This is a genomic window from Acidimicrobiia bacterium, assembly GCA_040880805.1.
Lineage (GTDB): Bacteria > Actinomycetota > Acidimicrobiia > IMCC26256 > DASPTH01 > DASPTH01.
Genome location: JBBDHW010000035.1, coordinates 1 through 25,464, shown reverse-complemented (window position 1 = coordinate 25,464; position 25,464 = coordinate 1). Strand labels below are relative to the sequence as shown.

31 protein-coding genes, 1 tRNA gene and 1 riboswitch are annotated in these 25,464 nt (G+C 68.8%); of the genes, 12 read left to right on the top strand and 20 right to left on the bottom strand.

The genetic code is table 11. The annotated features are described in order from the left end of the window. Positions 1-220: hypothetical protein (locus tag WD271_09110; protein ID MEX1007986.1), on the top strand; the 220-nt coding region annotated here is incomplete at its 5' end. A gap of 375 nt (positions 221-595) precedes the next feature. Here WD271_09110 and WD271_09105 read toward each other — a convergent pair. Beyond that, positions 596-672 (bottom strand) — tRNA-Met (locus WD271_09105). Positions 673-713: 41 nt separating this feature from the next. Further along, entirely contained in the window at positions 714-1,484 is a 771-nt protein-coding gene (locus tag WD271_09100; protein ID MEX1007985.1) for a hypothetical protein, read from the bottom strand. A gap of 104 nt (positions 1,485-1,588) precedes the next feature. Here WD271_09100 and WD271_09095 point away from each other — a divergent pair, with 104 nt between their 5' ends. Beyond that, entirely contained in the window at positions 1,589-2,443 is an 855-nt protein-coding gene (locus WD271_09095; GenBank protein MEX1007984.1) for an SDR family NAD(P)-dependent oxidoreductase, read from the top strand. A 10-nt stretch (positions 2,444-2,453) separates the two neighbouring features. Here the strand turns inward: WD271_09095 and WD271_09090 are convergent, their stop codons facing one another. Further along, the gene (locus tag WD271_09090; protein ID MEX1007983.1) at positions 2,454-2,744 is read right to left on the bottom strand and encodes a hypothetical protein; all 291 of its coding nucleotides are present in this window, start codon (positions 2,742-2,744) and stop codon (positions 2,454-2,456) included. A 49-nt stretch (positions 2,745-2,793) separates the two neighbouring features. On the opposite strand from WD271_09090, the gene WD271_09085 reads away from it, so the two are divergent. Next, the gene (locus WD271_09085) at positions 2,794-3,549 is read left to right on the top strand and encodes an SDR family oxidoreductase (GenBank protein MEX1007982.1); all 756 of its coding nucleotides are present in this window, start codon (positions 2,794-2,796) and stop codon (positions 3,547-3,549) included. A 52-nt stretch (positions 3,550-3,601) separates the two neighbouring features. Here the strand turns inward: WD271_09085 and WD271_09080 are convergent, their stop codons facing one another. The 4 genes from WD271_09080 to WD271_09065 form a co-directional block, all read right to left on the bottom strand. Beyond that, the gene (locus WD271_09080; protein ID MEX1007981.1) at positions 3,602-4,006 is read right to left on the bottom strand and encodes a nuclear transport factor 2 family protein; all 405 of its coding nucleotides are present in this window, start codon (positions 4,004-4,006) and stop codon (positions 3,602-3,604) included. A 7-nt stretch (positions 4,007-4,013) separates the two neighbouring features. Continuing rightward, entirely contained in the window at positions 4,014-4,778 is a 765-nt protein-coding gene (locus WD271_09075; protein ID MEX1007980.1) for a carbon-nitrogen family hydrolase, read from the bottom strand. Next, a complete protein-coding gene (locus tag WD271_09070) occupies positions 4,775-5,941 on the bottom strand; it encodes a pyridoxal phosphate-dependent aminotransferase (GenBank protein MEX1007979.1) in 1,167 nt (388 codons plus the stop codon). Before WD271_09070 ends, WD271_09075 begins: the two co-directional genes overlap by 4 nt. Before the next feature lie 140 nt (positions 5,942-6,081). Then, positions 6,082-6,855 (bottom strand): cytochrome c biogenesis protein CcdA, encoded by a 774-nt coding sequence (locus tag WD271_09065; protein MEX1007978.1) that lies wholly within the window; start codon positions 6,853-6,855, stop codon positions 6,082-6,084. 71 nt (positions 6,856-6,926) lie between these two features. On the opposite strand from WD271_09065, the gene WD271_09060 reads away from it, so the two are divergent. After that, positions 6,927-7,733: an SDR family oxidoreductase gene (locus tag WD271_09060; protein ID MEX1007977.1), complete on the top strand. Its 807-nt coding sequence runs from the start codon at positions 6,927-6,929 to the stop codon at positions 7,731-7,733. Positions 7,734-7,736: 3 nt separating this feature from the next. Here WD271_09060 and WD271_09055 read toward each other — a convergent pair whose 3' ends face one another. From WD271_09055 to WD271_09045, 3 genes are read right to left on the bottom strand one after another with little or no spacing between them, the layout of a single operon-like run. Further along, positions 7,737-8,645 carry a site-specific DNA-methyltransferase gene (locus WD271_09055; protein MEX1007976.1) on the bottom strand — a complete coding sequence of 303 codons (909 nt, stop codon included), beginning with the start codon at positions 8,643-8,645 and terminating at the stop codon, positions 7,737-7,739. An 11-nt stretch (positions 8,646-8,656) separates the two neighbouring features. Continuing rightward, entirely contained in the window at positions 8,657-9,514 is an 858-nt protein-coding gene (locus tag WD271_09050; protein MEX1007975.1) for a hypothetical protein, read from the bottom strand. Beyond that, positions 9,511-10,668: a hypothetical protein gene (locus tag WD271_09045; protein ID MEX1007974.1), complete on the bottom strand. Its 1,158-nt coding sequence runs from the start codon at positions 10,666-10,668 to the stop codon at positions 9,511-9,513. Before WD271_09045 ends, WD271_09050 begins: the two co-directional genes overlap by 4 nt. Before the next feature lie 78 nt (positions 10,669-10,746). Then, positions 10,747-10,892: riboswitch (cobalamin riboswitch) on the bottom strand. On the opposite strand from WD271_09045, the gene WD271_09040 reads away from it, so the two are divergent. The 3 genes from WD271_09040 (at position 10,881) to WD271_09030 (ending at position 14,379) form a co-directional block, all read left to right on the top strand. Next, positions 10,881-12,005, top strand: a complete 1,125-nt coding sequence (locus WD271_09040) for a hypothetical protein (protein ID MEX1007973.1) — start codon at positions 10,881-10,883, stop codon at positions 12,003-12,005. It overlaps the preceding riboswitch by 12 nt. Next, the gene (locus WD271_09035; GenBank protein ID MEX1007972.1) at positions 12,002-13,582 is read left to right on the top strand and encodes an ATP-binding cassette domain-containing protein; all 1,581 of its coding nucleotides are present in this window, start codon (positions 12,002-12,004) and stop codon (positions 13,580-13,582) included. The genes WD271_09040 and WD271_09035 overlap by 4 nt, the downstream gene beginning before the upstream one ends. Beyond that, a complete protein-coding gene (locus WD271_09030; protein ID MEX1007971.1) occupies positions 13,579-14,379 on the top strand; it encodes an ECF transporter S component in 801 nt (266 codons plus the stop codon). Before WD271_09035 ends, WD271_09030 begins: the two co-directional genes overlap by 4 nt. Before the next feature lie 26 nt (positions 14,380-14,405). Here the strand turns inward: WD271_09030 and WD271_09025 are convergent, their stop codons facing one another. The 7 genes from WD271_09025 to WD271_08995 form a co-directional block, all read right to left on the bottom strand. After that, positions 14,406-14,900: a flavin reductase family protein gene (locus WD271_09025; GenBank protein ID MEX1007970.1), complete on the bottom strand. Its 495-nt coding sequence runs from the start codon at positions 14,898-14,900 to the stop codon at positions 14,406-14,408. Beyond that, positions 14,893-15,654 (bottom strand): MBL fold metallo-hydrolase, encoded by a 762-nt coding sequence (locus WD271_09020; GenBank protein MEX1007969.1) that lies wholly within the window; start codon positions 15,652-15,654, stop codon positions 14,893-14,895. Before WD271_09020 ends, WD271_09025 begins: the two co-directional genes overlap by 8 nt. 174 nt (positions 15,655-15,828) lie before the next feature. Further along, positions 15,829-16,668: an ABC transporter permease gene (locus WD271_09015; protein MEX1007968.1), complete on the bottom strand. Its 840-nt coding sequence runs from the start codon at positions 16,666-16,668 to the stop codon at positions 15,829-15,831. Then, entirely contained in the window at positions 16,665-17,609 is a 945-nt protein-coding gene (locus WD271_09010) for an ATP-binding cassette domain-containing protein (GenBank protein ID MEX1007967.1), read from the bottom strand. The genes WD271_09015 and WD271_09010 overlap by 4 nt, the downstream gene beginning before the upstream one ends. A 45-nt stretch (positions 17,610-17,654) precedes the next feature. After that, positions 17,655-18,212 (bottom strand): hypothetical protein, encoded by a 558-nt coding sequence (locus WD271_09005; protein MEX1007966.1) that lies wholly within the window; start codon positions 18,210-18,212, stop codon positions 17,655-17,657. A gap of 12 nt (positions 18,213-18,224) precedes the next feature. Beyond that, the gene (locus WD271_09000; GenBank protein MEX1007965.1) at positions 18,225-18,656 is read right to left on the bottom strand and encodes an HIT family protein; all 432 of its coding nucleotides are present in this window, start codon (positions 18,654-18,656) and stop codon (positions 18,225-18,227) included. A 9-nt stretch (positions 18,657-18,665) separates the two neighbouring features. Next, the gene (locus WD271_08995; GenBank protein MEX1007964.1) at positions 18,666-19,172 is read right to left on the bottom strand and encodes a MaoC family dehydratase; all 507 of its coding nucleotides are present in this window, start codon (positions 19,170-19,172) and stop codon (positions 18,666-18,668) included. 283 nt (positions 19,173-19,455) lie between these two features. Here WD271_08995 and WD271_08990 point away from each other — a divergent pair, with 283 nt between their 5' ends. The 3 genes from WD271_08990 to WD271_08980 all read left to right on the top strand — a co-directional run bounded on the left by WD271_08990 (position 19,456) and on the right by WD271_08980 (position 22,505). Then, positions 19,456-20,538 (top strand): DUF459 domain-containing protein, encoded by a 1,083-nt coding sequence (locus WD271_08990; protein MEX1007963.1) that lies wholly within the window; start codon positions 19,456-19,458, stop codon positions 20,536-20,538. Positions 20,539-20,583: 45 nt separating this feature from the next. After that, positions 20,584-22,206, top strand: coding sequence for an acyl-CoA dehydrogenase family protein (locus WD271_08985; protein ID MEX1007962.1), 1,623 nt, complete (start codon positions 20,584-20,586; stop codon positions 22,204-22,206). 152 nt (positions 22,207-22,358) lie between these two features. Then, entirely contained in the window at positions 22,359-22,505 is a 147-nt protein-coding gene (locus WD271_08980) for a hypothetical protein (GenBank protein ID MEX1007961.1), read from the top strand. Positions 22,506-22,637: 132 nt separating this feature from the next. Here the strand turns inward: WD271_08980 and WD271_08975 are convergent, their stop codons facing one another. The 3 genes from WD271_08975 to WD271_08965 all read right to left on the bottom strand — a co-directional run bounded on the left by WD271_08975 (position 22,638) and on the right by WD271_08965 (position 24,200). After that, positions 22,638-23,567 carry a CoA ester lyase gene (locus WD271_08975; protein MEX1007960.1) on the bottom strand — a complete coding sequence of 310 codons (930 nt, stop codon included), beginning with the start codon at positions 23,565-23,567 and terminating at the stop codon, positions 22,638-22,640. Positions 23,568-23,664: 97 nt separating this feature from the next. Continuing rightward, a complete protein-coding gene (locus WD271_08970; protein MEX1007959.1) occupies positions 23,665-23,934 on the bottom strand; it encodes a type II toxin-antitoxin system RelE/ParE family toxin in 270 nt (89 codons plus the stop codon). Next, positions 23,931-24,200 (bottom strand): type II toxin-antitoxin system Phd/YefM family antitoxin, encoded by a 270-nt coding sequence (locus WD271_08965; GenBank protein ID MEX1007958.1) that lies wholly within the window; start codon positions 24,198-24,200, stop codon positions 23,931-23,933. Before WD271_08965 ends, WD271_08970 begins: the two co-directional genes overlap by 4 nt. A gap of 35 nt (positions 24,201-24,235) precedes the next feature. On the opposite strand from WD271_08965, the gene WD271_08960 reads away from it, so the two are divergent. Both WD271_08960 and WD271_08955 read left to right on the top strand, forming a co-directional pair. Continuing rightward, a complete protein-coding gene (locus WD271_08960) occupies positions 24,236-24,739 on the top strand; it encodes an adenylate/guanylate cyclase domain-containing protein (protein MEX1007957.1) in 504 nt (167 codons plus the stop codon). Further along, on the top strand, positions 24,631-25,464 hold an 834-nt coding region (locus WD271_08955), incomplete at its 3' end, for an NB-ARC domain-containing protein (protein MEX1007956.1). The genes WD271_08960 and WD271_08955, both read left to right, overlap by 109 nt.

Here is a 25,464-nt window from a genome sequence, read left to right as displayed (position 1 = left end):
CGTCCTCATCGAACTCGCGGCAGCCGATGGCCGGGTCATCGTGACCGAGAACGCGAGCGACTTCGCCGCGGTGACGACCTGTCCGGTCCTCCTCGTCCGTAAAGCATGGTGGCCACCGGAAACACTGGCGTCCAGGCTCGCGGCTGCGCTTGAGCGCTGGGCCTCCTCCAATCGGCAGCCCGGACCTTGGCCCCACTGGCTTCCCGCCGAACTCCGTTAGCGGTCATCGCCCAAACCTGGATCGCCGCCGCATACCCCTCAACGACCACCGCATCACCGATGGCCCTGATCTCACCGACGCGTAAGTGGCCAGGCCAGACCTGCGCTTTCGGGTGAGGGGGTTTTCAACCCTCGACCTTCGGGTTCTGGGCCCGACGATCTCCACCGAGGAGCCTGGCTCCCCCACCCCGCCAGCAACCATCGCCCACAGCCCCATACCAACAACCACGAGACCGCCTCCGCCAGGCGCCCAGCAGCCCAGGTCCCCCGGTGCCGTCAAGCCCACGCGTCAAGCCCATGGTGACAAACCCTTGACAGGCGGCCACGCAGAAAGGCCGGCTTCCGCTTCGGAAACCGGCCTTCACCTGCTGTTCGATGGTGGCGGGGGAAGGATTTGAACCTTCGACCTTCGGGTTATGAGCCCGACGAGCTACCAGACTGCTCCACCCCGCGGCGGACCAAAAAGGATAGCAGCGCCGGTCGGAGAATGCTGCCTACGGTGCCTTGTGGGCGCCGTTCACGGTGTGCTCGACGAGCTCGACCCGGCCGGACCCACCGCGCACGGCCACCTCGAGCACGAGTCCGACGCCGCGCGCGTAGTACTTGTGCTCGACGACGCCCGGTTGAAGCGGGGTGAACTCCTTGGTCTCGAGCGTGTTGGGGAACGAGCCGGCCGGGACGCTGACCGGCGCACGAAGTCTGAGAACCTGCGCCATGTCCTCGGCCTCGCCCGCGTAGTACTCCTGCCGGTAGGGGGGCCCACGTTTCGGGTGCGCGGGCATGACGATCCCGGGTCGGGCGCCGTCAACACCCGCTTCCCACGACCCGGTGGTGCTCACCACCATGCCCCTCTCGTATTCCTTGGTGTCCTCACCGAAATACCAAACCGCGCCGCGGTGATCCTGGCCGTACCAGTCGAACGTGTCCTCTTGGATCTCGCCGTCGACGGACACGGTGTCACGTACCACGACGCACGTCACCCCGAGGATCGTCTTGGTCTCGTGTGCCGCCTCGACGACGATCCGCTCGACGCCCAGCTCCGTCTTTCCCTCGTAGACCCACCGGCTTCCGGGAACAAGCGGGAAGTACGGATTGTCGACGGTCGTGCCGAAGTCGGCCGCACGGATGCGCGGCGCGTAGCGATCCGATGACGTTTCGGCGCTCGACGAGGACGCGCCTCCGGAGCAACCCGTGACCAGCATCGCCGCGAGCGTCGCGGCCAACATCGCGCTCAGGCACATCGGGCGTCGCCTGCGATCACTCATCGGCCAAGGGTGCGCTTCTCCGCATGAGACGGTCGTGTGGGGCGGATGAAGCCGCTCACATCGTGCGCGTAGGGTCTGCGCTTCTCCGACAAAAGGGGGATGTGATGAAAGAGCTCCGGGGACGCACCGCGGTGATCACCGGTGCGGCCGGCGGCATCGGCGCAGGGATCGCGCACGCGCTCGGCGAGGCGGGGATGAACCTCGTCCTCGCCGATATCGAGGCCGACCCGCTGGTGAAGACCACCGCGGAGATCGACGCGTACGGGGTCCGCACGCTCGCCGTCCCGACCGACGTCGCGGATCGCGGCGCAGTGGCCGCGCTCGCCGACGCCGCGCACCGCGAGATGGGCCGCGTCGACGTGCTGTGCTCGAACGCTGGCGTCGGCGCGTTCCCGCCCATCGCGGAGGCCACCGCGTCCGACTGGGACTGGGTCATGTCGGTGAACCTGGGTGGGATGATCAACTGCCTGCTCGCGTTCCTGCCGCGTATGAAGGACCAGGATGGAGAGAAGCACATCGTGCTCACCGCGTCGATCGCCGGTCTCGCGCCACTGAACATGACGATCTACTCGACGACCAAGTACGCGATCGTCGGGATGGGTGAATCATTGGCGCAGGAGTCGCACGCGAACGGCTACGGGATCGGAGTGAGCGTCCTGTGCCCCGGCGGTGTGCTGACCAACTTCGGCACTTCCGATCGCAACCGCCCCGATCGAGCCAACACCGGATTGTCGGCACCGCCTCGATCGGAACGAAGCCGAGGCTCCGATCCGGACAGTAAGTACGTCCCGATGGACCCGCGCGACATCGGAGTCGAGGTGCGGCACGCGATCGTCGAAGGCGACCTCTATATCGTGCCGCACGCGCACACCCGAGACCTCGTCGACGCCCGCCACGCCCGCATCGTCGCCGCGTACGACAAGGCCGCCTCGGGTGGAGCAGAGATCGCGTCCGATTGAGCGACGCGCCTCAGGCGGTTGCTTCGCGGCGCTGCTGCCGGGCCTGGAAGCTCGCGACGTGCGTGCTCATGTCGGCGAAGAACGCGAGGATCACGACGAACCAACCGAAACCGGTGACACCGTGGATCGGCGCGTAGGCGACGGCCCACGCCAGCGTGGTCCACGGCAGGAAGATGAAGCCGAGCAAGGCAAGCCAGAACGAGTCGAACGCGATGCCCATCCGGTCGGTGAACAGCCACACGATGAAGATGGCCAACCGGGGCGAGAAGAACGCGACCAGAGCGACGATGCATCCGCACATGGCGTGAGAGGCTACGCCGAACGTGGGCTCGGCGGGGAGGGAGGACGGCATGGGAACGCTCGACGGGAAGGCCGCGCTGGTCACCGGTGCAGGTCAGGGGGTCGGTGAGGGGATCGCGCTCGCCCTTGCCGTCGAGGGCGCACAGGTGATGGCCGCAGGCCGCACGCCCGAGAAGGTCGAGGCAACCGCGGCCGAGATCCGGAACCGGGGCGGAACCGCGCAGGCCGTCGCGTGCGACGTGAAGTACGAGGACCAGATCCATCGGTGCGTCGACGCCACCGTCGAGGCCTTCGGCACGGTGGACATCCTGGTGAACAACGCGCAGGAGGTGTCGCTCGGCCCGCTGCTCCACATGACCCGCGACAACTTCGAGAGCACCTGGCTCTCGGGTCCGGTTGCCGCGTTCAGCTTCATGAAGGCCTGCCATGAGTATCTGTCGGACGGGGGCGTGGTGATCAACCTCGCGACCTCTGCGAGCCTCCGCCTCGACCCACAGGGTTACGGCGTGTACGGCGCGGTGAAGGACGCGATGCGCACGATCTCGCGCGTTGCGGGCTGCGAGTGGGGACCGGACGGCATTCGCGTGATCTGCGTGATCCCGCTCGCGGCGTCACCCGGCTACCAGATGTGGGAGCAGATGGATCCCGACGGCGCGGCCGCGTTCGCGGCGACGGTTCCGCTCGGCTACGTCGGTGACTGCGAGCGCGACGTCGGACGGACCGTGGCGTTCCTCTGCAGCCCGGACGCGAGCTACATCACCGCGACGACGATCACCGTGGACGGCGGCCAGGCCTACGTGCGTTGATTGGCGTGCGTTGATTGGCGTGCGTTGATTGGCGTGCGTTGATTGGCGTGCGTTAGCCGAGGTCGAGGTCGCCGAACACCTCACGCCCGTGCGCAGTGTCGGCGTACTCCTTCACGATCGCTATGCGACCGTCGCGGATCTCGAACAGCATGTGGTAGTGGTTGTTGTAGACCTTGCCGTTGACCAGCGGCGCGTAGCTCTCCACCTCCGCCGCGACCCGGTCACCCTCGGCAGTGAGCGCGTGCACCGTGAATCCGATGCCACCTTCGACGAAGATCGGCATGGGGTCCACCATGATCGCCTTCATGCGGTCGATGTCGGCGAAGTCGTCGGTCGACGCGCGGCCGCCGCCCCACTTCGCGTCGGATGCGAAGAGCTTCCACATCTCCTCGTATTGCCGCGCGTTCATCAGCCGGTAGAACTCGAGCACCAGAGCCTTGTTCTGTTCGACGTCCATGGCCACCTCACGTTCGGCGATCGCCGAGAAATGGAAAGCGCTCGCGGGTTTTCCGCACCACGGCCGGATCCACCTCGGCGACGAGCACAGTCTCGCCCGCGCCCCCGCCGTCGGCCAGCTCCTCCCCGAACGGCCCGATGATCGCGCTGTCACCGACGTAGTCGATCCCTCCCCCGCTCCCCACGCGGTTGACGCCGACGACGTATGCCAGGTTCTCGATCGCACGGGCGCGGAGCAGCGTGCGCCAGTGGTCGCGGCGCTTCTCGGGCCAGTTCGCGACCACTACGTAGCAGTCGGTGTGCGGCGCGAGCGGCCAGAAGCCGTCGGCGAAGCGGAGGTCGTAACACACGAAGAGGCTCAGATTCACGCCCTCGACCGTGACGGTCAGGAGGCCCTCGCCCGCGTCGTACCGCTCGTGCTCACCCGAGTACGTGAACGGGTGGAGCTTGCTGTAGCGGTGGACCGTGCCGTCGGGCCCCGCGAGCACGAGGCAGTTCGACGGCCGCTCGCTGTCGTTGGCCCGCTCGGGGACCGAACCGCAGGTCCACACGCGGTGCTCGCGTGCTTGTTCGACGAGGAAGCGCGCGCTCGGGCCGTCGAGCGGCTCCGCGATCCGATCGGTGTCCATCGAGAAACCCGTCGCGTACATCTCGGTGAGCACCACGAGGCGCGCGCCGTCGGCTGCCGCGCCGGCGATCATGGGGGCGAGCCGCGCGAAGTTCGCGGGCGGGTCTTCCCACGCGATGTCGTGCTGGACGGCCGCGACTCTCACGGGCGCAACGCCTTCAATCGAGCGACCGCTTCGTCGATCACGTCGAGGCGCTTGCAGAACGCGAACCGCACGAGCGGGAGGCCCGCGGCACGATCGTCGTAGAACACGACGTTCGGTACCGCGACCACTCCGCAGCGCTCGGGAAGTGAGCGACAGAACGCGAGACCGTCGTGCTCGCCGAGCGCGCGGATGTCGGTGGTGACGAAGTACGTGCCGTGCGACGGGAACACCGTGAGCCCGGCGTCGGCGAGCCCGCGCGACAACCGGTCTCGTTTCTCCTCGAGGTCCGTCGCGAGCGCGCTGAACGTCGCGTCGGACAGCGCGAGGCCCGCAGCAATCGCGTGCTGGAACGGTCCCGCGTTCACATAGGTGAGGAACTGCTTCGCCGTCCGCACCGCGGTGACGAGCGGCGCAGGCGCGCATACCCACCCCACCTTCCAGCCGGTACAGGAGAACGTCTTCCCTCCCGAGGAGATGGTGACGGTGCGGTCGCGCATGCCGGGGAGCGTGGCGAGCGGCACGTGCTCGCCGTCGAAAACGAGATGCTCGTAGACCTCGTCAGTGACCGCAAGCACGTCGTTCTCCACGCAGAGGCGCGCGACGACCTCGAGCTCGGTGCGTGAGAAGACCTTGCCGGTGGGGTTGTGCGGAGAGTTGAGGAGCACGAGCCGCGTGCGCGACGAGATCGCGGCCGCGAGCGCGTCGGCGTCGAACGAGTAGTCGGGTGGGTGTAGTTGCACCACGCGCCGCTCCGCACCCGCCATGGCGATGCACGCGGCGTACGAGTCGTAGTAGGGCTCGAACGTGACGACCTCGTCGCCGGGCTCGCACAACGACAGCAGCGCGGCGGCGATGGCTTCGGTGGCGCCGGCGGTGACGAGCACCTCGGTGTCGGCGTCGTAGTCGAGGCCGTACCAGTGCTGTTGGTGCGCGGCGATCGCGGCGCGCAGTTCGGGGATCCCGGGCCCGGGTGGGTACTGGTTGTGGCCGGCGCGGATCGCGGCCACCGCGGCGTCGAGCACTTCGGCGGGGCCGTCGGTGTCGGGGAAACCCTGCCCGAGGTTGATGGAACCGGTCGCCGCTGCGAGCGCCGACATCTCGGCGAAGATCGTCGTGCCGAAGCCCTGCAGGCGTGACGCCAGGTAGGGCACGCGATCGGGCATCGCTACTCAGATTTCACTGCCCCGTAGACCTGAACATGTCTGGTCTCCGGAGCAGTGAATTGAATCGGCGCGGGCACGGTCTCGTTCACCACGAGTGAGCCTACGCTCGCAGGATGCAGCTGCGGTCGACGTCTTCGGTGTCAGCCGGCGTCGACGAGCCAGCTGAAACCGTTGTCACGCAGCGTGTCGATGACGCGTGCCGTGACCGGTTGCAGTTGGTCGGTGAGGAGGATGATCCCGAAGATCGCGAGGATGCCCGCGGAGATCAGCGTGATCACGCGCGAGTGGCGCTTGAACCAGTCGAGCGCGTGCGTGAGCTTGCCCATCGCGAGCCCGACCGCGAGGAACGAGAGCCCGAGTCCGAGCGAGTAGGCCACGAGCAACAGCGTCGCCCGCCCGATGCTCTGCCCGACGGCCGCGAAGCCGAGCACCGCGCCGAGCACCGGCCCGATGCACGGCTGCCAGCCGAGACCGAACGCGGCACCCGCGACCGGCGCCGCGACGGGCCCGAACCGCTCGAGGTGCGGCTGGAATCGCAGCTCCTGGTAGAGGCGCGGCGTGGTGAGGATCTGCGAACCGGCGAGGTAGCACGCCATCAGGAGCACCAGGCCGCCCGAGATGCGCGTGAGCGTGTCCTGATTGCGGAAGAGCGCGCTGCCGACCGTGGTGGTGAGGAGCCCGAGCGCGACGAACACCACGGTAAAGCCGAGCACGAACATGCCGGTGTTGACGGCGATGCGCTTGAGGTAGTGCGGATCTCCCTCTCGGATCTCCCCCACCGACAGCCCGGTGATGAGGCTCAGGTAGCCCGGGACGATGGGCAGGACGCACGGCGAGAGGAACGAGATCACGCCGCCGCCGAACGCGGTGACGAGATAGAGGTTGCTGGAGACGTTCACTGCGAGGACGTGCATAGGCCGGCACACGATGCTACGGCCCCGGCGTACGCTGCGCCGCAGCGGGGAACGCAGCGTCAGGGGGACATATGGGAAGACTCGACGACAAGGTTGCACTGGTGACGGGCGCAGCACGCGGCACCGGCGCCACGATCGCGCAACTGTTCGTCGACGAGGGCGCGAAGGTCGTGATAGCCGACATCCTCGACGACCGGGGCACGGAGACCGCGGAGAAGATCGGGCCGAGCGCGCGCTTCCGCCACCACGACGTCACGAAGGAGGACGACTGGAACGAGACGGTTGCCGACCTGCGCGCGCAGGAGGGCAAGCTCGACGTGCTCGTGAACGACGCCGCGGTCCTGCACCTCTCGTCGATCGACGACACCACTCCCGAGACCTTCGAGAAGGTCTTCCGCGTGAACTGCTTCGGTCCGTTCCTCGGCACGCGTGCGTGCTTACCGATGCTCCGCGAGACGCGCGGCGCGATCGTGAACATCGGTTCGATCAATAGCATCTTCACCCTGCCGGGAACCGTCGCGTACACCGCGGCGAAGTTCGGTCTGCGCGGCCTCACGAAGTCGACCGCGCTCGAGAACGGCAAGTACGGCGTGCGCGCCAACATCGTGTGCCCGGCGACCGGCAACCCCGAGATGCACTTCGACCTCGTGGGCAAGGAGCGGTCGGGCGACCTGCCCGCCGAGGGGCCGAAGACACCGGGGCAAGAGTCGGCGGACGAGCTCGTCACCGGCATGGACCTCCGACCCATCGCCGCGGTCGCGCTGTTCCTCGCCTCCGACGAGTCGCGCTACTGCACCGGTGCGGAGTTCGTCGCCGACAACGGCATGCAAGTGGGCCCCGTCATCGACATCCCGGGCGTGTGGACGTCTGACGTTTGACGCTCAGAGAAGGCGCCCGACTTCCTTCGCAACACGGGCTTGGGCGATGTCGATGTAGGTTTGGTCGGTGTCGTAGCCGACGTAGCGCCGGTTGTTGCGCGCGGCAGCGATCGCGGTGGAGCCGGATCCGAGGAACGGGTCGAGCACGACGTCGTCGACGTACGTGTGGAACTGGATGAGCCGTTCGGGAAGCTCCACGGGGAACGGCGCGGGATGCTTGACCCGGCGCGCGCTCTCGGGACGGATCTCCCATACGTCCAATGCTGCAGCAAAGAACTCCTCCTTCGAGATCGTCGACTCGTGGGGAAGCCCGAGCTCGGCGCGGCGCTTCGGTTCGATCGCGCGGTTGAAGCGGCCCTTCGACGCAACGATGACGCGCTCGGTAACGTCACGCATGACTGGGTTCGACGCCTTCAGGTACGACCCGAAGGCGCACGAGCCCGACGCGCCCTTCGCCTTCCGCCAGATGATCTCGCCGCGCAGCAGGAGTGCGAGCTCGTCCTGGAGAATCGTGGTGACGTCACCCGCGAGGGACCGGTAGGGCTTACGCCCGAGGTTGGCGACGTTCACCGCGATGCGGCCACCGGGCTCGAGCACACGAACGCATTCGGCGAATACGTCGCGCAGCATTCCGAGGTATTCGAAGTAGCTCTCGGGGATGCCACCTTCGCCGAGCGCGAGCTCGTACTCCTTGCCCGCGAAGTACGGCGGTGACGTGACGACGAGTGCGATGGAGTTGTCGTCGACCGCGCGCATGTCGCGCGCATCGCCACAGATCAACTGATCGGCGGCGCGACATGGGTTGACGGTCTCGTCTTTGGAGATCTTCGGAGGTGTGAAGCGCGCGTAGAAGTCGCTCGCGTCGTGGCTCTCGCGCTTCCCCGAACCGAACGCGCTCGTGCGGGTCGCCATGGCAGTGCAAGCTACCGGAGCGCGCCTCGCCGGCGGCGGAGCCACACCGCCGCTCCCGCGGTGGCAGCGAGCGCGCCGGCCGCGATCACGACACCGGTGGGTGAGCCCGTGGCGTCGCCGCCGCCACCTCCGCCCTTCTTGCTCGCGGACGCCGCCTCGACCTGCACGTCGGGGCGGTCGCGCGGCCCGCTCGACGTCGTGGTCGGCGGCGTCGTCGAGGTGGTCGGCTCGGCGGAACCCGGCTCTCCATCGGTGTTCGCCGCCTCGGGAGCAGCCGATCGGGAATCTCCAGTCTGTGGGTTACCGGCGCTCTGCTCGCCGCCTGGTCCGATCGGAGGTCCGCCCGGCACCGTTGTCGCCGGCGTTGTTCCCGTGCCACCAGTTCCACCGTCGCCTGGAGACGTCGGCGGAGGCGGGCACGCGACGTACGCGCAGAACGAAGCCGACGAGCGGGGTGCGGCGCCGGTGCCGTAGCGCCAACCCTCGACGTCGCCGTCGTGCACCGTCGTCGTGCACGCGCAGCCGCGCGAGTACGCCCAGCTCGTCGATCCGCCGTGCGCGAGGAAATACGCCCAGTACTCGCTGTGCGGCCCGACGAGACACGACTCGTTCGCCGGGTTGCCCACACCGTCGATCGAACATACAGCCGCGCCATTGCCCGAAAATCCGTACGTCGTCGGATTGCCGCCCGCGAGCTCGAGCGCGTCGATCCCACTGATCGAGCCGTCGAAGTGGATCACCGCGGCGCGAACGCTCGCGCCGGTGTCGATCACGACGACAGCGGTGGAGTCACCGGCTGCGGTCGCGGTGCTCGGTACCCCGGCGAAGAGCGCGGCGACGGCGAGCAACAGACGCGCGGCGCGCGTCACCCCGTGAACCTCGGCTGCGTCGCGACGATCCCGCCGACTTCGGCCGGGGCGGCCGCGGTCACCGTGGCCGTCGTGCTCACATGCGGCGCCGGGACTGGCGCGTCGCATGTCGGCTCGGCGCCGCGAGCGACGGGCAGCCAGGACCGGAGCAGTCCCTCGACGCTCTGCGACGTCGGGATGGTGTTCACGCCGAACGAGTCCGCCGGGCTCTGGACGCGCCCCGCGTCCGGGCCGGTGGTGAGCTGCTGGGATCGGAGCCACCCATCCGGGCTCGTGTACGGGGTACCTGCCAGAGCCGGCGCGACGATGTCGCGCCAGCAGGGAGTCGTCACGTCGAAGCCCACCGCGGTGATGCCGAGCATCGCGGTAGCCGTCGAGTTCGGGTCGTCCTCGCCGAAGAACTGCCACGCCCCGCTCGCTTGGTGGTTCTCGGCGAAAAACACGAGTGCGGCGTGCACCGCGGGATCGCTCGCTCCCGCGCCGCTGCCGACGAGCGCCTCGACGGCGAGCGCGGTGGTGTCGTTGTCGATGTCGTCGCTCGTCGGATCGCCCGCGAATCCCCAGCCACCATTCGCCTGTTGCGCGTTACGGACTGCGGTCACGGACGCCGCCGGCGCGCCCGAGCACAACAACTGTTGGGCGATCATCATGTAGAGGAGCCCGTTGAACGTCGGGCTGGCCGTGCCGTTGCAGCCGCCGAGCTTCGTCAACAGATCGACGGAGCCGAACGCGGTGGGATCGATGCCGAGGGGCGCGCTCACGAGCACGACCGTCTTCGCGGCCACGCCCGGGTCGTTGCTCGCGGCAACAAGATCCTCGAGGTAGTCGAGCGGTGTGGGGCCGGATCCGCCCGCTTTCAGCGCCTCCACGGCGGTGCGCGCCGCGGCGGCGTTCCAGGTGGTTCCGGTCTGCGCCTGCTCGGCGATGGCGAGCACGACGTCACGCGTCTCGAAGCCGCCGAATCCGGCGACCTCGAAGCCACCATCGGGCTGCTGCTGTGTCTTCAGCCACGCGACCGCGCTTGCGGCCGCGCCCAAGGAAATGGGGTCAGGTGATGCCGGGTCGGCCGCACCGACAGGCGCGACCGACGAACTGAACAGAACTGCGAGTGCGCTCGCGCTGATGCACGCGAACACGCGACGACTGCGCGTCATCGGATGAACCTCCACTGGCCCCTGGTCCACGAGGGCCTTTGTCGACCGCCCGGAGGCGGCCTCCCTACAGGGAGCACCGGTGGCCCGGTGGACAGAGGCGGGTAGCCTGGCTCGCGGAGTGCGGCGGATGCCGCAGAGCCGCTCACAGTTGCGGGTCAGCGTCGGTCTCGCACCGACTTCCCCCGTCCCTGTCGAGGAAGCAGGCTACGGACGTGACGAGCGGGGTGCAAACCAGGGGTCCTGCCGTCCCACTGATCGTCGAATCGGTTGCCGAGCCGGCTCGTGCCTCGGTCGCGGTGTGGCATGCGGGTGTTTGGCTGGTGTGGGCGCTCGCGGCGGGCGCATGCGTGCAGCTGGCACCGAGCCCGGTCTACGTCGCGCTCGTGATCGGGATCGCCGCGCTCGCCGTGTCGGCGCACGCGCGTCCCGGGCCGTACGCCCGAGCGTTCCCCGTCCTCGTGAGCGTCGGCGTGTTCTTCGCGATCGTGCGGATGCTCCTCACCGTGGCCACCACCCATGGGCTCGGCCACGTTTTGTTCACCACGCCCCAGTTCGTGCTCCCGGAGATGCTGGGAGGGTTCACGGTCGGGGGAACCGTGGAGCTCACCGTGATGCTGCAGTCGCTCGCCGAAGGCTTCGCGATCGTCGGCGTGATGGCGGTCTTCGGCGCGTTCAACGGCGTGGTCACACACTCGGAGCTGGTGCAGTCCACCCCGCGCGCGTTCTACGAGGTCGGATTGGTCGTGGTGGTCGCGCTCGCGTTCGTGCCGTCGACCCTCGCCGCGATCGGCGACGTGCGCGACGCTGATCGCGCCCGCACCGGAGGGCGCGTCGTCCGGCGGGGCAGGCTGCTCCGACAGACCGTGCCGGTACTCGAGCTGGGGATGGAGCGCGCGGTGACGTTGGCGGAGTCGATGGACGCGCGCGGGTTCGCGCGCGTCGGCGCGGGGCCACGCGACCGTGTGGCGGGATGGTGGGGAGTGGCGTCGCTCCTCGCACTCGGGGGCGCGTTCGTTGCTCTCATCGGCGAGCGCCGTACGCTGGCCGCAGTGCTCGGCCTCGCCGGCACGATCGGTCTCGCGGCAGCCGTAGTGCTCGCGTCGTCGGAAGAACAGCGCGCGCGTTACAGGCCGCGTCGTATGTCGCTCGCCGACTGGACCGTCGCGGGCGCAGTGCTGCTTGCGCCGGCGGGCCTCGCGCTCCTTTCGATCGTGGGCGACAGCAGCCTGTTCTGGTACGCGAGCCCGCTGCGCTGGCCCGCGCTGCACCTGGTTCCCACGCTCACGCTGCTCCCCTTGCTGGTACCCGTCGTCGCACGCTCCTGGATCAGGCCATGAGCGCGATCTCGATGCGGGGGGTGTCGTACGCGTACCCGGACACGCCGGGTGCCGCGCTCGCCCACGCCGACCTCGACGTCGAGCCCGGCGAGCTCCTCCTGGTGGTCGGCACGTCGGGCTCGGGGAAGAGCACGCTGCTGCGCTGCGTGAACGGCCTCGTCCCGCACTCGAGTGGTGGCCGGTTCGCAGGCGAGGTCGTCGTGTTCGGACGCTCCACGCGCTCGCACCACCCGCGCGAGCTCGCCGACGTCGTCGGCTTTGTCGCGCAAGACCCTGAATCGCAGTTCGTCGTCGACCACGTGGAACGCGATGTGGCGTTCGTGCTCGAGAACCTGGGCTTCGCGCCCGAAGCCATGCGGCGACGCGTGGAGGAAACGCTCGACGCGCTCGGGATCGCACACCTGCGCGACCGTGATCCCTCCACACTTTCCGGCGGTGAGCAGCAACGGTGTGTGATCGCGGGCGCTCTCGCCGCGGCGCCCTCGGCTCTCGTGCTCGACGAGCCCACGTCGCAGCTCGACCCGCAGGGTGCCGACGACGTACTCGGCGCGCTCACCCGTCTCAACGCCGACCTCGGCACCACCGTGCTGCTCGCGGAGCACCGGCTCGAGCGCGCCGCTCCGCTCGCCGACCGTACCGTGATCGTCGAGGGCGGAAGTGTGGGCACGCCCGGTGCTCCCGGCGTCGTGCTCGCCGACTACCCCGGCGCACCGAGTGTGACGCGGCTCGGTCGCGTGCTCGGCTGGGACCCTCCCCCGCTCACCGTGCGCGACGCGCGCGGATGGGCGGCGCGAATGCCCGTCGAGCTCCCTGATCCCGTCGAGCCTTCGACCAGCGCACCAGGCGAACTGCTGCTCTCGGCGCGAGGCCTGCGCGCAGAGCTCGGTGGGCGGATGGTCCTCCGCGACGTCACCGTCGACCTGCATCGCGGCGACGTGGTCGCGCTGCTCGGGCGGAACGGTTCGGGCAAGTCCACGTTGCTCCGGGTCCTCGCCGGTCTGCTGGATCCGGCGGGCGGCCGTGTGACCCTTGCCGACGGTGCACGAGCCGCGTACGTCCCCCAGAACCCGAACGCGCTGCTCTTCGAGCCCACCGTCCGCCGCGAGATCGAGGAGACGCTGCGGCTGCTCGGCACCCACGATCACGGCGACGTCGACCGCTGGCTCGACGCGCTCGGCCTGCACGACCTCGCGTCGCGTCACCCGCGCAGCCTGTCGGGCGGCGAACGCCAGCGCATCGCGATCGCCGCGGTCGCGGTCGGTGGTGCGCCGGTGCTGCTGCTCGACGAGCCCACGCGCGGCATGGACGCGTCGTCACGAGCCGCGCTCGACCGCGCCGTCGGGCTGCACGCGCGCGGCGGCGGCGCGGTGGTGCTCGCGACGCACGATGTGGAGCTCGCGGCGCGCTGCGCGACACGCGCCGTCGTGCTCGGCGACGGTGACGTCGTCGCCGAAGGGAACGCGCGCCATGTGCTCGCCGGGTCGCTGTTCGCGCCCCAAGTGCTGCGGGTCCTGCCACCGTTCCTCACGGTCGAGGAAGTCGAACGGGAAGTCGCGACGCCGAGGACGGAGCAGTGATCACAAGACACGCGCGCCCGTTGCTCGTATACGTGCTCATGGTCGTGCTGGGCGCGGCGGCGTTCCTCTACCCGTTCTGGCTCCCGGCCACTGCGTTCTCGAGCCAGGCCCACAGCGGCGACGCGCCGCTCGTGGCCGCGCTCGTTGGTGCGCTCGTCATCGTCGCGGTCGCGCTCGAGGTTCGGCGCGGCACGATGAACGGCGCGACCGTCGCGATTCTCGGCATGCTGTCGGCGTGCGCGGGACTGCTCCGGCTCCTCGACCTCCCGGGCGGCGGCAGCGGGATCTTCTTCCTCATCGTGCTCGCCGGCGCGGCCTTCGGCCCGCGCTTCGGGCTGCTGCTCGGGCTGTGCTCGATGACAGTGTCGGCCGTGATCACCGGTGGGATCGGACCGTGGCTGCCGTTCCAGATGCTGGCGCTGGCGTGGATGGGCGGGCTCGCCGGGCTCGTCGGCCTGTGGACCGCTCGGCTGCGACCGCGCGCGGAAGTGCTCGCCCTCGCCGCGTACGGCTGGATCTGGGGGTTCGTCTACGGGGCGATCATGAACTTGTGGTTCTGGCCGTTCGCGCGTGGCGGCGCGCTCGACTGGCATCCTGGCCTCGGCTTCACCGAGACGCTCCACCGCTACTGGTCGTTCTACGTCGCGACGTCGCTCGGCTGGGACGCCGCGGCCGCGATCACGAACGCGCTGCTCATCCTGATCACCGGCGCCGCGCTCCTCCGCACCCTCCGCCGCTTCGCACACCGCCTCGAACCCGCCGTGGTCTTCGAACCGGCGTCGTTGGAGTCGGTATAACCGACTCCAACGACGCCAGTTGCGTCTCAGGGGTCGCCAATTCGTAAGTACGTGCCGCGGAAGAAGAGGAGGGGGCGGGCGTCTTCGCGCATGTCGAGGTCGAGCACGCTGCCGACGATGATCTTGTGATCGCCACCGGGGTACTCCGCCTCGAACTCGCAGTCCATGTAGGCGATGGCCTCGTCGAGTACCGGTGATCCCGACACGCCACGGTGCCAGGGCGTCACCCCGAAGCGGTCGGCGCCGCGTTGGGCGAACAGGCGCGACAGCTCCTCGTGCTCCTCGCCCAGGATGTTGACGGCGAACTTGCGCGCCTGCTCGATCCGCGGCCACGTGGTGGACGAGTGCGCGACGCAGAAGAGCACTAGTGGCGGATCGAGCGACAGCGACGTAAAAGAGTTGGCGGCCATGCCCACTGGCTCGTCGCCGTCCATCGCGGTGATGATGGTCACACCGGTTGCGAAGTGACCGAACACATCGCGGAAGCGACGATCGTCGGGAGTGACGATCTCGTCAGGCACTGCGCGCCGAGCGCGGCAGCACCAGGTGTTGCATGCTGTCGGCGGCCGCGAACACCTCGGGCCCGCCGATCCGCGCCGAGAAGTCGCGCGCGTCGCGCAGGATCTCGTCGACTCTGTCGTCGCCGTGCGACGGACAGTGGTGGAACAATGCGAGCTCGCGTGCGCCCGCTTCGCGCGCGACATGGATCGCGTACTCGATCGTGCAGTGGCCCCAGTTGCGCTTCAGCTCGTACTCGTCGGTGGTGTGCTGCGCGTCGTGGATAAGCAGGTCGACGCCGTCACAGAGCTCGAGCACGTCGGTCGGGACGAAGTCGTCGGGGTCGTCGGGGACCGTGCCCGGGCCGTGATCGGAAAGGTATGCGACCGACACGCCCTCCACCTCGACCCGGAACCCGAGCGTGGGGTCGGTGTGACGCACCCAACGTGAGCGTACCTTCGCGCCGTTGAGCGGGAAGTCGTCCCTGCCGACACCCTCGAACGAGACCGCGCCCCGCAGTTCGTCAGCGCGAATCGGGAAGTAGGGCGGTCGCATCACGCCGTCGAACACCACGTCGAGCGGGCCTTCCGCCTGCTCCGGGCCGTACACCTCGATCGTGCCGCCGCCCGCAGCCATCGGCGCGAAGAACGGGAGCCCCTGGATGTGGTCCCAGTGGAGGTGCGAGAGCAGCACCGTCGCGTGGTAACCCGGGAGGCGCCCCTCGCGTGCGAGCTGCTCGCCGTAGTTGCGCAGCCCGGTGCCGAGGTCGAAGATCATCGGGTCGTGGCCGGCGGCCGCGATCTCTACGCACGACGTATTTCCGCCGTAGCGATCGAACTGGTGGCCGTCACACGGAGTAGATCCGCGAACCCCCCAGAATGTGACATGCGTCGCTGGCGACACAGTTGCACAATACCCCCGTAACCGGCGGGCTCTCCGTCCGGCCGCCGGTCAGCTCAGCACGCGCTTCTTGAAGCCGTTGATCCCGAGCCAGGTAAACAACGCGGAGAACCCCAGCATCGCGGGATAGACCGCCCACAAGCTCATGTGCGGGCTGGTCGTGAGCGCGGCGCGCAGGCCTTCGCACAGATACACGAGCGGGTTCGCCAGCACGAGGATCTGGACCCACCGGACCGGCTCGAGCGTCGACCAGCTGTAGTAGACGGCGCCGAGGAACGTGATCGGGAGCACGAAGATGCCGAACAACATCGGCACGGTGCGCGGCTCGAACCGCGTGCCGAATGTGAGCCCGAGCGCGCCGCACATGTAGCACCCGATGGGCACGATCGTGAGCAGCTCGAGCCAGTTCACGTTGAGGTTGACCGGAGTGGCAGGCACGATCGCCGCGATCGGGAACACGAGCACCGCCGCGAACAGCCCGTTCACTGCACCCGCGACCGCCTTCTCCACCGCGAGCAGCGACACCGGCAACGGCGCTTGCACGCGGTCCTCGATCTCCCGGGTGTACCCGAACTCCTGCACCATCGGGATCGCGACCGACTGGATGCCCTGGAACATGATCGCCAGCCCGACCACTCCCGCCACGAGCAACGTGGAGAAATCAGTCTCACCCAGCCGTCCGCCGATCCCTTGGCCGATCTTCGGGAACACGTAGGCGAACACGAAGACGAGCAGGAACGGCTGCATCAGCGACCGCGGGACGACCTCCTTCCACGTCTTGCGCACGACAACGAGGTCGCGCATGAGCAACGCGGCGAACGCCGTGCGTGCCGCGGCAACTGGGCTGCAGGTGGGGGCGAGCGTGGCGCGAGTGGTGGACGTGGCGGTCATTCGCGGAGGTCCTTTCCGGTGAGGTTGATGAACACCGTCTCGAGCGACGGCTCGGCGACCGAAAGATCGGTGACGTCGAAGCCGCGCCGCTCGGCGGCGGTGAACACTGCAGGCAAGACACCCTCACTCCCGCGCACCGAGACTCGGACGGTGCTGTCGACGCGATCAACACGCTGAACGTCGGGCAAGTCGGCGGTGAGCGCGCGGGCAAGTGCGTCGAGGTCGCCTGCCGCCGAGATCGTGACCACCGTGTCGGCGCCGACGGTCCGCTTGAGCTCGGCGGGGCTTCCCAGTGCGAGCAGGTGCCCGCGGTCGATGATCGCGACGCGATCACAGAGATTGTCGGCCTCTTCCATGTAGTGAGTGTTCATCATGATCGTCTGACCGTCGCCGTGAAGCTCGCGCAGGATCTCCCAGACTGCGATGCGGCTCTGCGGATCGAGCCCTGCGGTGGGTTCGTCGAGGAAGAGCGTCGCGGGCCGGTGCATGATCGCCCGCGCCACCATCAGGCGTTGCGCCATGCCGCCCGAGAGGGATTCGATTCGATCGTGCGCGCGGTCGGCCAGACGGAAACGCTCGAGCAAGCGCGTGGCTTCCGCCTTCGCGGTGGCGGCGGGCATCGAGAAGAACCGTCCGTGGAAGTAGAGGTTCTCCCATAAGTCGAGTGAACGGTCGAGCGTGTTCGTCTGGGGAACGACGCCGATCACCTGCTTGGCCGCAGTGGGGTGCGCGACCACGTCGACGCCGCCCACGAACGCGCGACCGCTGGTGGGGATCACTCGCGTTGTGAGCATGCCGACGGTGGTGGTCTTGCCGGCGCCGTTGGGCCCGAGGAACCCGAAGATCTCGCCGCGCTGCACCTCGAGGTCGAGATTCTCGACCGCTCGCACACCGTTGGGGTACACCTTGGTGAGCTTCTCGGTGCGGATGACCGGCTCCATCACCTCTCATCATGAGCCTGCGAGGAAGGCCGCGCCAGCCGGCGGTTACGCCTGTTGCGGACCTTCGTCGCGCACCTTCTGCACGTGCACGAGCGCGTCACGGAGTTGCGTGATCCAGTCGGCTTCGTGGTCACCGACGAGGCGCACACACCATGCGAGCGCGTGGCTGCGGCTGCGCGCGACGCCGGCGTCGACCAGAGTGTCGAGCACCTGCCGCTCCGGCATACGGAGGCGCGTCATCACCGGCACGCTCATCGTGGTGAAGAGCTCTTCCTGGTCGCCGCACCGCGCGGCCCAGGCCACCTTGCGCCCGAACCTCGCCTCTGCTTCGTCGGCGATGCCCATCCTGGATTGGCGGGTGTCCTCGCGGAATCCCTGGATCCGGGCGTGCCGTGCCGCGGCCTTCGTCGTGTCGTCGGCGTCCTTGCCGGCGTCGGGTTCGGCCAGGGCCCCCCACACCAGGATCTCGTCGCGGTCGTAGGTGACCTCCGGGGGAGCGGTGAACCAGCCGTTAGGAAGGCGCCCGGCAAACCAGCCCTTCAGCTTGCCGCCCTGGGGTGTGGTGCCGGTGCTCGGTGACTGCTGCGCTGCCTGATCGGTCATGTGATTACAGTATTACATCGTTGCGCCCTTGGCAAGGGCAGCCCGGATCGCCACCGCGCACGCCGCCATCTCCTCCTCGCTCCCATACTTCGTGCGGGGCCAGAAGAAGCCCCGAAGGCCGTCCCTGCGGTTCCGGGGAACGGCGTGCACGTGCACGTGCGGCACGCTCTGGCTCACCACGTTGTTCAGGGCGACGAACGAGCCCTGGGCGCCCATCGCGTCCTGCACGGCCGCGGCGACTGCCTGGGTCTGGGCGAAGAGCTCGTCACGGAGTGAGTCGGGCAGGTCGCGCAGGGTCGGCACGTGCTCGCGTGGGAGCACGAGCGTGTGACCGGCGAAGAGCGGGCGGTGATCGAGGAAGGCCACGACGCTCGACGTGTCGAGCACGAAGTGTGCGGCGACCTCGCCGGCGACGATCGAGCAGAAGTCGCAACCCGTCGTCATCGGTGTGGGCTACTCGGGTGACGTGTAGGGCCGCCGGCGGGCCGGAGCCGCCTCGCGCTTGTGCACCATCACCTTCCGGCGGAAGTAACAGACCTCTTCACCGCGCTGGTTGAAGCCGCGCGTTTCCACCGTGACCACGCCACGGTCGGGGCGGCTCTCCGAAGCGCGCTTCTCGAGCACCTTCGTCTCTGCGTAGATCGTGTCGCCGTGGAACGTCGGGCGCTCGTGACGGAGCGCCTCCACTTCGAGGTTCGCGATCGCGGCGCCGCTCACGTCGGGCACGCTCATACCGAGGACCAACGAGTACACGAGGTTGCCCACCACCACGTTCTTCCCGAACTGTGTCTGCGTCTCCGCGTACCACTCGTCGAGGTGCAGCGGATGGTGGTTCATCGTGATCAAGCAGAAGAGGTGGTCGTCGGCTTCGGTGATCGTCCTGCCCGGCCAGTGCTTGTACACGTCGCCGGGCTCGAAATCCTCGAAGTGCCGCCCGAACGGCCGTTCATGGGTCGCCATCTTCTCCGCTCACGCTCGCTCGCGTGCGCCGGGCCGCTCAGGCCACGGCTCCACTGCGGCGCAGGATACCTGCGCCGCGGGCGTTCGCCTCTGGTTCGGGAGGCGAGCGACGCGGCGGGAAACTCGCTCGGTTGCCGGATACCATCCGGCGGTCGCCGGCCTCCCGATCACGGCGACCTTCCTGATGCCCGACCACGACCTCGGCGACCCTGGCGGCGGCGACCCTGGCCCCAGCCGACGCGATCGTCGCGTCTGGCGAAGGCAGGACCGGAAGCGTCGCATCGTGACGCTGGCGGCCGCAATCGTGATCGCAGCCGGCTTCGGCCTCCTCGCCACCGAGACGGTCCGCTTCGGCGGCGGCGACCGTCCCACCCTCGCCGGCGCGGTGCGCGCAGAGCCCAGTGCCACGACCTCGTCGTCGACCACGACCACCCTGCCGGGTCGCCCGTGTCGCTCCCCGCTCACCGACCCCGACCCGCTCCGACTCTGGGTCGGCGGCGACTCGCTCGCCGGATCGCTCGGTCCGTCACTCGGGACGATCGCGGGCGCCACCGGCGTGGTCCAGCCCTACTTCGACTCACGCGTGTCGAGCGGCCTCACCAACCCGACCTTCTTCGACTGGCCCAGGCAGGCAGAGAAGGAGATGGCGCGCCTGAACCCGGAGATCGCCGTCTTCATCATCGGCGCCAACGACTACCTCGCACCGACGACGCGGCGCAGCACGACCGGCACGGGCACCGCGACGAGCACCACGACGACGGGCGACGACGCGTGGAAGGCCGACTACGCGAATCGCGTGGAGGCGATGCTGACGACGCTGAGCGCGCCGGAACGGACCGTGATCTGGGTGGGGCCGCCTCCGTTCAAGAACGATCGCGACAACGACGGCATCGAGCAGATCAACGAGGTGTCGAAGGAAGTGATCGCGCGTCACCCCGACGCGGTGTTCGTCGACGACTACGCGATGTTCCTCGACGAGAAGGGGAAGTACACCGACAAGTTGCCCGACGAGAACGGGAACGTCATAACAGTACGCAGTGGCGACGGCGTGCATTTCACAACGGAGGGCGGCAATCTGCTCGCGCGCGCGGTGTACAAACTCGTCGACGCACAGTGCAGGGTGATCGCGCAGCGCGTGCCCGGCGTGACGAAGGTGACCATCCAAACCCAAGGCAGCACGCTCGTGGCGCCCGGCAGCAACAACCGGCAGGGTGACACGATCGCCACCACGCCTCCGGCCACCGCACCTTCTACTACGGCGCCGCCGACAACGACCGCGCCGCCCGCACCGACTACGACGGCACCTCCCGCGACGATCGTCCCCATCATCACGCGGCCGACCTTCCCGACCGCCCCCAAAACCTGACGCCCGGGCAGAGCGCACGCGGACCGCGTCGGTAGGCTGCCGCTCATGGCCGACCAGCTCGTTGCCGCGGCGGCGGCCGTCGACCGTGCGGCCGAGATCGTCGACACCGCGACCGCCACGCTCGCGCGCGCATCGAGTGACGGCGGACGGCTGTCGGTGGCGAAGCTCGACCAACACCAGGTACTCGCCTACGACCTCGCCCACGCTGCCAGCGCGCTCGAGGGATGCCGTGTGATGCTCTCATACGGCGAGCACGGCGAGCTCGAGTCGATGCTCACACGCGCGTTCATCGCCGACGCGATCGCCGACCTCGGTGCGAAGGTGCTCGGGCGTGACGCGCTGTGGGGCATCGGCCTCGACACGCTCGCCGCCGCGCTCCCGTTCCTCGAGGCGCACCGTTCTCCCCAGTTCCTCGAGGCGGTCGCGGCGACCTTGCCCATGTCGGGAACCGGCCCCCGCCACCTGCCGGAGGAGTTCGAGCTCGCGGCCGACACGTTCCGCCGGTTCGCGGCCGACAAGATCCGCCCGGTCGCCGAGCACGTGCACCGCACGAATGCCGACATCCCCGAAGACGTGATGGCCGGGTTGGCGGAGCTCGGCGGCTTCGGGCTCTCGGTACCCGAGGAGTACGGCGGCTTCGCGAGCGGGAGTGAATCCGACTACCTCGCGATGGTCGTCGCCACCGAGGAACTGTCGTGGGGATCGCTCGGCGTCGGCGGATCGCTCATCACGCGGCCCGAGATCCTCACGCGAGCGCTCGTGGACGGCGGCACGGAGGAGCAGAAGCAGCGCTGGCTTCCTCGCATCGCGTCGGGTGAGCTCCTGGTGGGGGTCAGCGTCACCGAGCCCGACTTCGGCTCCGACGTTGCCGGTGTTACCACGATGGCAACGCCCGTCGACGGTGGCTACCGCGTGAACGGCGTGAAGACCTGGGCGACGTTGGCCGGGCGCGCTGAGCTGATCATGCTCCTCGCGCGCACGGATCCCGACCGTTCGGCTGCGCATCGCGGGCTCTCACTGTTCGTCGTGGAGAAGGAAGCGGTACCCGGCCACTCGTTCGCACTCGAGCAAGAGGGCGGCGGCAAGATCGAGGGCCGCGCGATCGACACGATCGGGTACCGCGGCATGCATTCGTTCGAGGTGTCGTACGCCGACTGGTTCGTGCCCGCGGAGAATCTCGTGGGCGAGGAAGCCGGCCTCGGCCGCGGCTTCTACCTCCAGATGGAGGGATTCGAGAACGGACGGCTGCAGACCGCGGCGCGCGCGGTCGGGCTGATGCAGGCAGCGTTCGAGGCCGGGCTCGACTACGCGCGTGAGCGGATCGTGTTCGGCCAGCCGGTGTTCGACTACCAACTCAGCCAAGCGAAGCTCGCGCGCATGGCGGCGTCGATACAGGCCGGGCGTCAGTTCTCCTACGACGTCGCGGCGCGCATGGGCCGCGGTGAGGGCACGCTGGCGGCGTCGATGGTAAAGGCGTACGTGTGTCGCGCGGCCGAGTGGGTCACGCGTGAGGCGATGCAGCTCCATGGCGGCATGGGCTACGCCGAGGAGTTCCCCGTGTCGCGCTACTTCGTGGACGCACGCGTGCTGTCGATCTTCGAAGGCGCCGACGAGACGCTCTGCCTGCGCGTCATCGCCCGCCGCCTCGCCGAGCATGCACTGGGGTAGCCGGTGGCCTAGCGCATGCCGTCTTCGACGCTCGCGATGCTGAAGTCGGCATTGACCTTCACGGTGACCTTGCTGCCATCCGACCGGCTACCGCAGCCTGGGCCGCGGCCGTCACCTGAGCCGCGGCGTCACCGGTGAGCAACGCTTCGGTGATGCCGTTCGCGGTGTGGCCACCCTGGCTCGGATCCGGTGCCGGCGCAGCGCTGTTCGACGCGGCGGTGGAGCTCGACGCGGATGACGAGGAGTCGGTTTGGGCGTTGGCGTGCCGACGACGGAAGCGCCGATGGCACCACCCGTGATCGCCGCGCCGACCGCGACCGCGGTCACCGCCAGCTTGCCAGAATCGGAGAAGAACCAAAAGTACGCGTTCGGGAGCGGTTTCCGCACCCAAACGCGCGCGTTTGGCCCCGAGCGGACGTCGCCGATCGACCTCAGCTGCGTGACATGCCGGCGCGTTCACCGCGGGTGACGAACTTGAGCGCCATCTTGCGGCTCGCTTCGTCGATCATCTCGTCGCCGAACATCACCGCACCGCGCCGCTCGCCTTCGGTGGCGTGCTCGTACGCCTCGAGGATGTCGAACGCTCGGTCGAACTGCTCCTGGGTGGGCGTGAACACCTCGTTGATCACCGTGACCTGGTCGGGATGGAGCGCCCACTTGCCGTCGTAGCCCAGAATGCGCGTACGCATCGCGTACTCGCGCAGCGCGTCGAGCTCCCGGATCTTGAGGAACGGGCCGTCGATCACCTGGAGCCCGTTGGCGCGGCCGGCCATGAGGATCTTGGCGAACACGTAATGGAAGTGGTCGCCGGGGTACTCGGGGATCTGCACGCCACCGGTGAGCACCGGCATCTCGGTGGACGCGGCAAAGTCGGCCGGCCCGAACACGATCGTCTCCATACGCGGTGACGCCGCGCAGATCTCCTCGACGTTGATGAGGCCCCGCGCCGTCTCGATCTGCGCCTCGATCCCCACGCGGCCGGCACGGCCGGTGACCTGCTCGATCTGCGTGAGCAGCAGGTCGAGCGCCACCACCTCGCTCGCCGACTGCACCTTGGGCAGCATCAGCTCGTCGAGGCGCTCCGACGCGTTCTCCACCACATGGACCACGTCGCGATAGGTCCACTTCGAGTCCCAGGCGTTCACCCGCACGCAGAGCACGGCGTCGCCCCAGTCGAGGGAGTTGATCGCCTTCACGACGTTGTCGCGGGCGGCTTCCTTCTCGAGCGGTGCGACGGAGTCCTCGAGGTCGAGGAACACCATGTCGGCACCGAGGCTCGGGGCCTTGCCGAGCATCTTCTCGCTGGAGCCCGGCACGGAGAGGCACGTGCGACGAGGAAGGTCTCGTGATCGTTCGGACATGGCTGGGAGGGTAGACGGCCCAACGCGAAGTGCCGGATTCGGCCAGAATGCGGTGATCGAGGAGGTGGAACGGCGGATGGCAGGCCTCGAGGACTCGTCAGCGCGGGCGGTAGACGTCGGCCCGGTGACCGAGCGCGATGACGCGCACAACCTGCCGACCGTCGATCACTTCGTAGAGGATGCGGTATGCGCCGACGCGCGCGGAATAGGCCCCGGCGAGCTCGTCCCGGAGCGGCGCGCCCACCCGTCTGGGAGCGTCGAGCAACGGACCCAGCATGAACTCGACGACGGCAGCCGCCACCTTGTCGGGAAGTCGAGCCAATGATCGCTCCGCCGATGCGGCAACCTCGAGCGTGGAGCGCGTCAACGCCGCGGGTAACGCCGGGCGAGATCCTCACCCGTCACGATACGGCCGCCGGCAAGATCCGCCGTTCCCTCCTCGAACCTTCGTCGCAGCTCGGGGTCCGACAGCCACGCGAGGGTCTCCTCGAGGGATTCGAGGTCGTCGGGCGAGATCAGCACCGCCGCCGGCCGGCCGTTCCTCGTGACAACGACACGCTCGTGATGCTTCTCGACCCGGTCGACGAACTCGGACAGATGGTCCTTCACGTTGCGGAGCGACTCGGTGGTCATGGCCACGATTGTGCCACACCGGAAGAGCCCCGATCATGAGTCCCGAGCTGCCGACGGGGACGGTCACGTTCCTGTTCACGGACCTGGAAGGTTCGACGCGCCTGTGGGAGGAGCATCCCGACGCGATGCAGGACGCACTGGCGCGTCACGACGCAATCGTGCGCGACGCGATCGAGTCGCACAACGGTCAGATCGTGAAGACGACGGGTGACGGCGCGCACGCCGCGTTCACGACCGCGTCCGACGCGATCGACGCCGCGATCGCGGCGCAGGTCGCGCTCGAAGCGCAGGAGTGGGACACGACCGGCCCGTTGCGTGTCCGCATGGGCATCCACACCGGCGCGGCCGAACTCCGCGGCGGCGACTACTACGGCACCGCCTCCAACCGCGCCGCACGTCTCATGTCGGTCCCACACGGCGGCAGATCATCGTGTCGCTCACCACGAGCGAGCTGCTCCGCGACGCGCCGGTGGAGCTCGTGGACCTCGGCGAGCACCGGCTGCGCGATCTCGGCGATCCCGAGTACATCCACCAGGTGATCCACCCGGAGCTCACCCGCGAGTTCGCGCCGCTGCGCTCGATCGAGAGCTTCCCGACCAACCTGCCGCTCCAGACGACGTCGTTCGTCGGACGAGAAGAGGACATGGCCGACGTGATCGACGCGCTCGACGGCGCACGCGTGGTGACCCTCACCGGCGTCGGCGGTGTCGGCAAGACCCGACTCGCGATCCAGGTTGCCGCCGAGCTCCTCCCCCGCTTCCGCGACGGCGCGTGGCTCGTCGAGCTCGGGCCCTTGACCGACCCGGCGGGCTTGCCCGACGTGATCGCGGCGGCGCTCGCGATCCAGCCGCGTCAGGGCATGTCGATGGCCGAGAGCATCGTCGACGCGCTGCGCGCGAAAGAGCTCCTCGTGGTGTTCGACAACTGCGAGCACCTGATCGGCGCTGCCGCTCGCACGGTCGACGCCATCGTGCGAGCCTGCCCGGGCGTGCGCGTGCTCGCGACCAGCCGCAAAGGGTTGGGGCTCCGAGGCGAACGGCAGATGACCGTGCCCTCCCTCGACCTGACCAGTGAGTCGGTGCAGCTCTTCGCCGACCGCGCCCAGGAAGCAGGCGGCCGGTTCGAGCTCGACGCGAACACCGAGCCTGCCGTCGCACAGATCTGCGCCCGCCTCGACGGCATCCCGCTCGCGATCGAGCTCGCGGCGGCGCGCACGCGCATGATGACGCCTGCAGAGATCGCGGCGCGGCTCGACGAGCGGTTC

Bases quoted from the DNA above. Each gene is read 5' to 3' on its own strand.
- WD271_09100 (MEX1007985.1), bottom strand. From the start codon at position 1,484: ATGAGTGATCGCAGGCGACGCCCGATGTGCCTGAGCGCGATGTTGGCC.
- WD271_09095 (MEX1007984.1), top strand. From the start codon at position 1,589: ATGAAAGAGCTCCGGGGACGCACCGCGGTGATCACCGGTGCGGCCGGC.
- WD271_09090 (MEX1007983.1), bottom strand. From the start codon at position 2,744: ATGTGCGGATGCATCGTCGCTCTGGTCGCGTTCTTCTCGCCCCGGTTG.
- WD271_09085 (MEX1007982.1), top strand. From the start codon at position 2,794: ATGGGAACGCTCGACGGGAAGGCCGCGCTGGTCACCGGTGCAGGTCAG.
- WD271_09080 (MEX1007981.1), bottom strand. From the start codon at position 4,006: ATGGACGTCGAACAGAACAAGGCTCTGGTGCTCGAGTTCTACCGGCTG.
- WD271_09070 (MEX1007979.1), bottom strand. From the start codon at position 5,941: ATGCCCGATCGCGTGCCCTACCTGGCGTCACGCCTGCAGGGCTTCGGC.
- WD271_09065 (MEX1007978.1), bottom strand. From the start codon at position 6,855: ATGCACGTCCTCGCAGTGAACGTCTCCAGCAACCTCTATCTCGTCACC.
- WD271_09060 (MEX1007977.1), top strand. From the start codon at position 6,927: ATGGGAAGACTCGACGACAAGGTTGCACTGGTGACGGGCGCAGCACGC.
- WD271_09055 (MEX1007976.1), bottom strand. From the start codon at position 8,645: ATGGCGACCCGCACGAGCGCGTTCGGTTCGGGGAAGCGCGAGAGCCAC.
- WD271_09045 (MEX1007974.1), bottom strand. From the start codon at position 10,668: ATGACGCGCAGTCGTCGCGTGTTCGCGTGCATCAGCGCGAGCGCACTC.
- WD271_09035 (MEX1007972.1), top strand. From the start codon at position 12,002: ATGAGCGCGATCTCGATGCGGGGGGTGTCGTACGCGTACCCGGACACG.
- WD271_09020 (MEX1007969.1), bottom strand. From the start codon at position 15,654: ATGATCTTCGACCTCGGCACCGGGCTGCGCAACTACGGCGAGCAGCTC.
- WD271_09015 (MEX1007968.1), bottom strand. From the start codon at position 16,668: ATGACCGCCACGTCCACCACTCGCGCCACGCTCGCCCCCACCTGCAGC.
- WD271_09010 (MEX1007967.1), bottom strand. From the start codon at position 17,609: ATGGAGCCGGTCATCCGCACCGAGAAGCTCACCAAGGTGTACCCCAAC.
- WD271_09005 (MEX1007966.1), bottom strand. From the start codon at position 18,212: ATGACCGATCAGGCAGCGCAGCAGTCACCGAGCACCGGCACCACACCC.
- WD271_09000 (MEX1007965.1), bottom strand. From the start codon at position 18,656: ATGACGACGGGTTGCGACTTCTGCTCGATCGTCGCCGGCGAGGTCGCC.
- WD271_08995 (MEX1007964.1), bottom strand. From the start codon at position 19,172: ATGGCGACCCATGAACGGCCGTTCGGGCGGCACTTCGAGGATTTCGAG.
- WD271_08985 (MEX1007962.1), top strand. From the start codon at position 20,584: ATGGCCGACCAGCTCGTTGCCGCGGCGGCGGCCGTCGACCGTGCGGCC.
- WD271_08980 (MEX1007961.1), top strand. From the start codon at position 22,359: ATGCCGTTCGCGGTGTGGCCACCCTGGCTCGGATCCGGTGCCGGCGCA.
- WD271_08975 (MEX1007960.1), bottom strand. From the start codon at position 23,567: ATGTCCGAACGATCACGAGACCTTCCTCGTCGCACGTGCCTCTCCGTG.
- WD271_08965 (MEX1007958.1), bottom strand. From the start codon at position 24,200: ATGACCACCGAGTCGCTCCGCAACGTGAAGGACCATCTGTCCGAGTTC.
- WD271_08960 (MEX1007957.1), top strand. From the start codon at position 24,236: ATGAGTCCCGAGCTGCCGACGGGGACGGTCACGTTCCTGTTCACGGAC.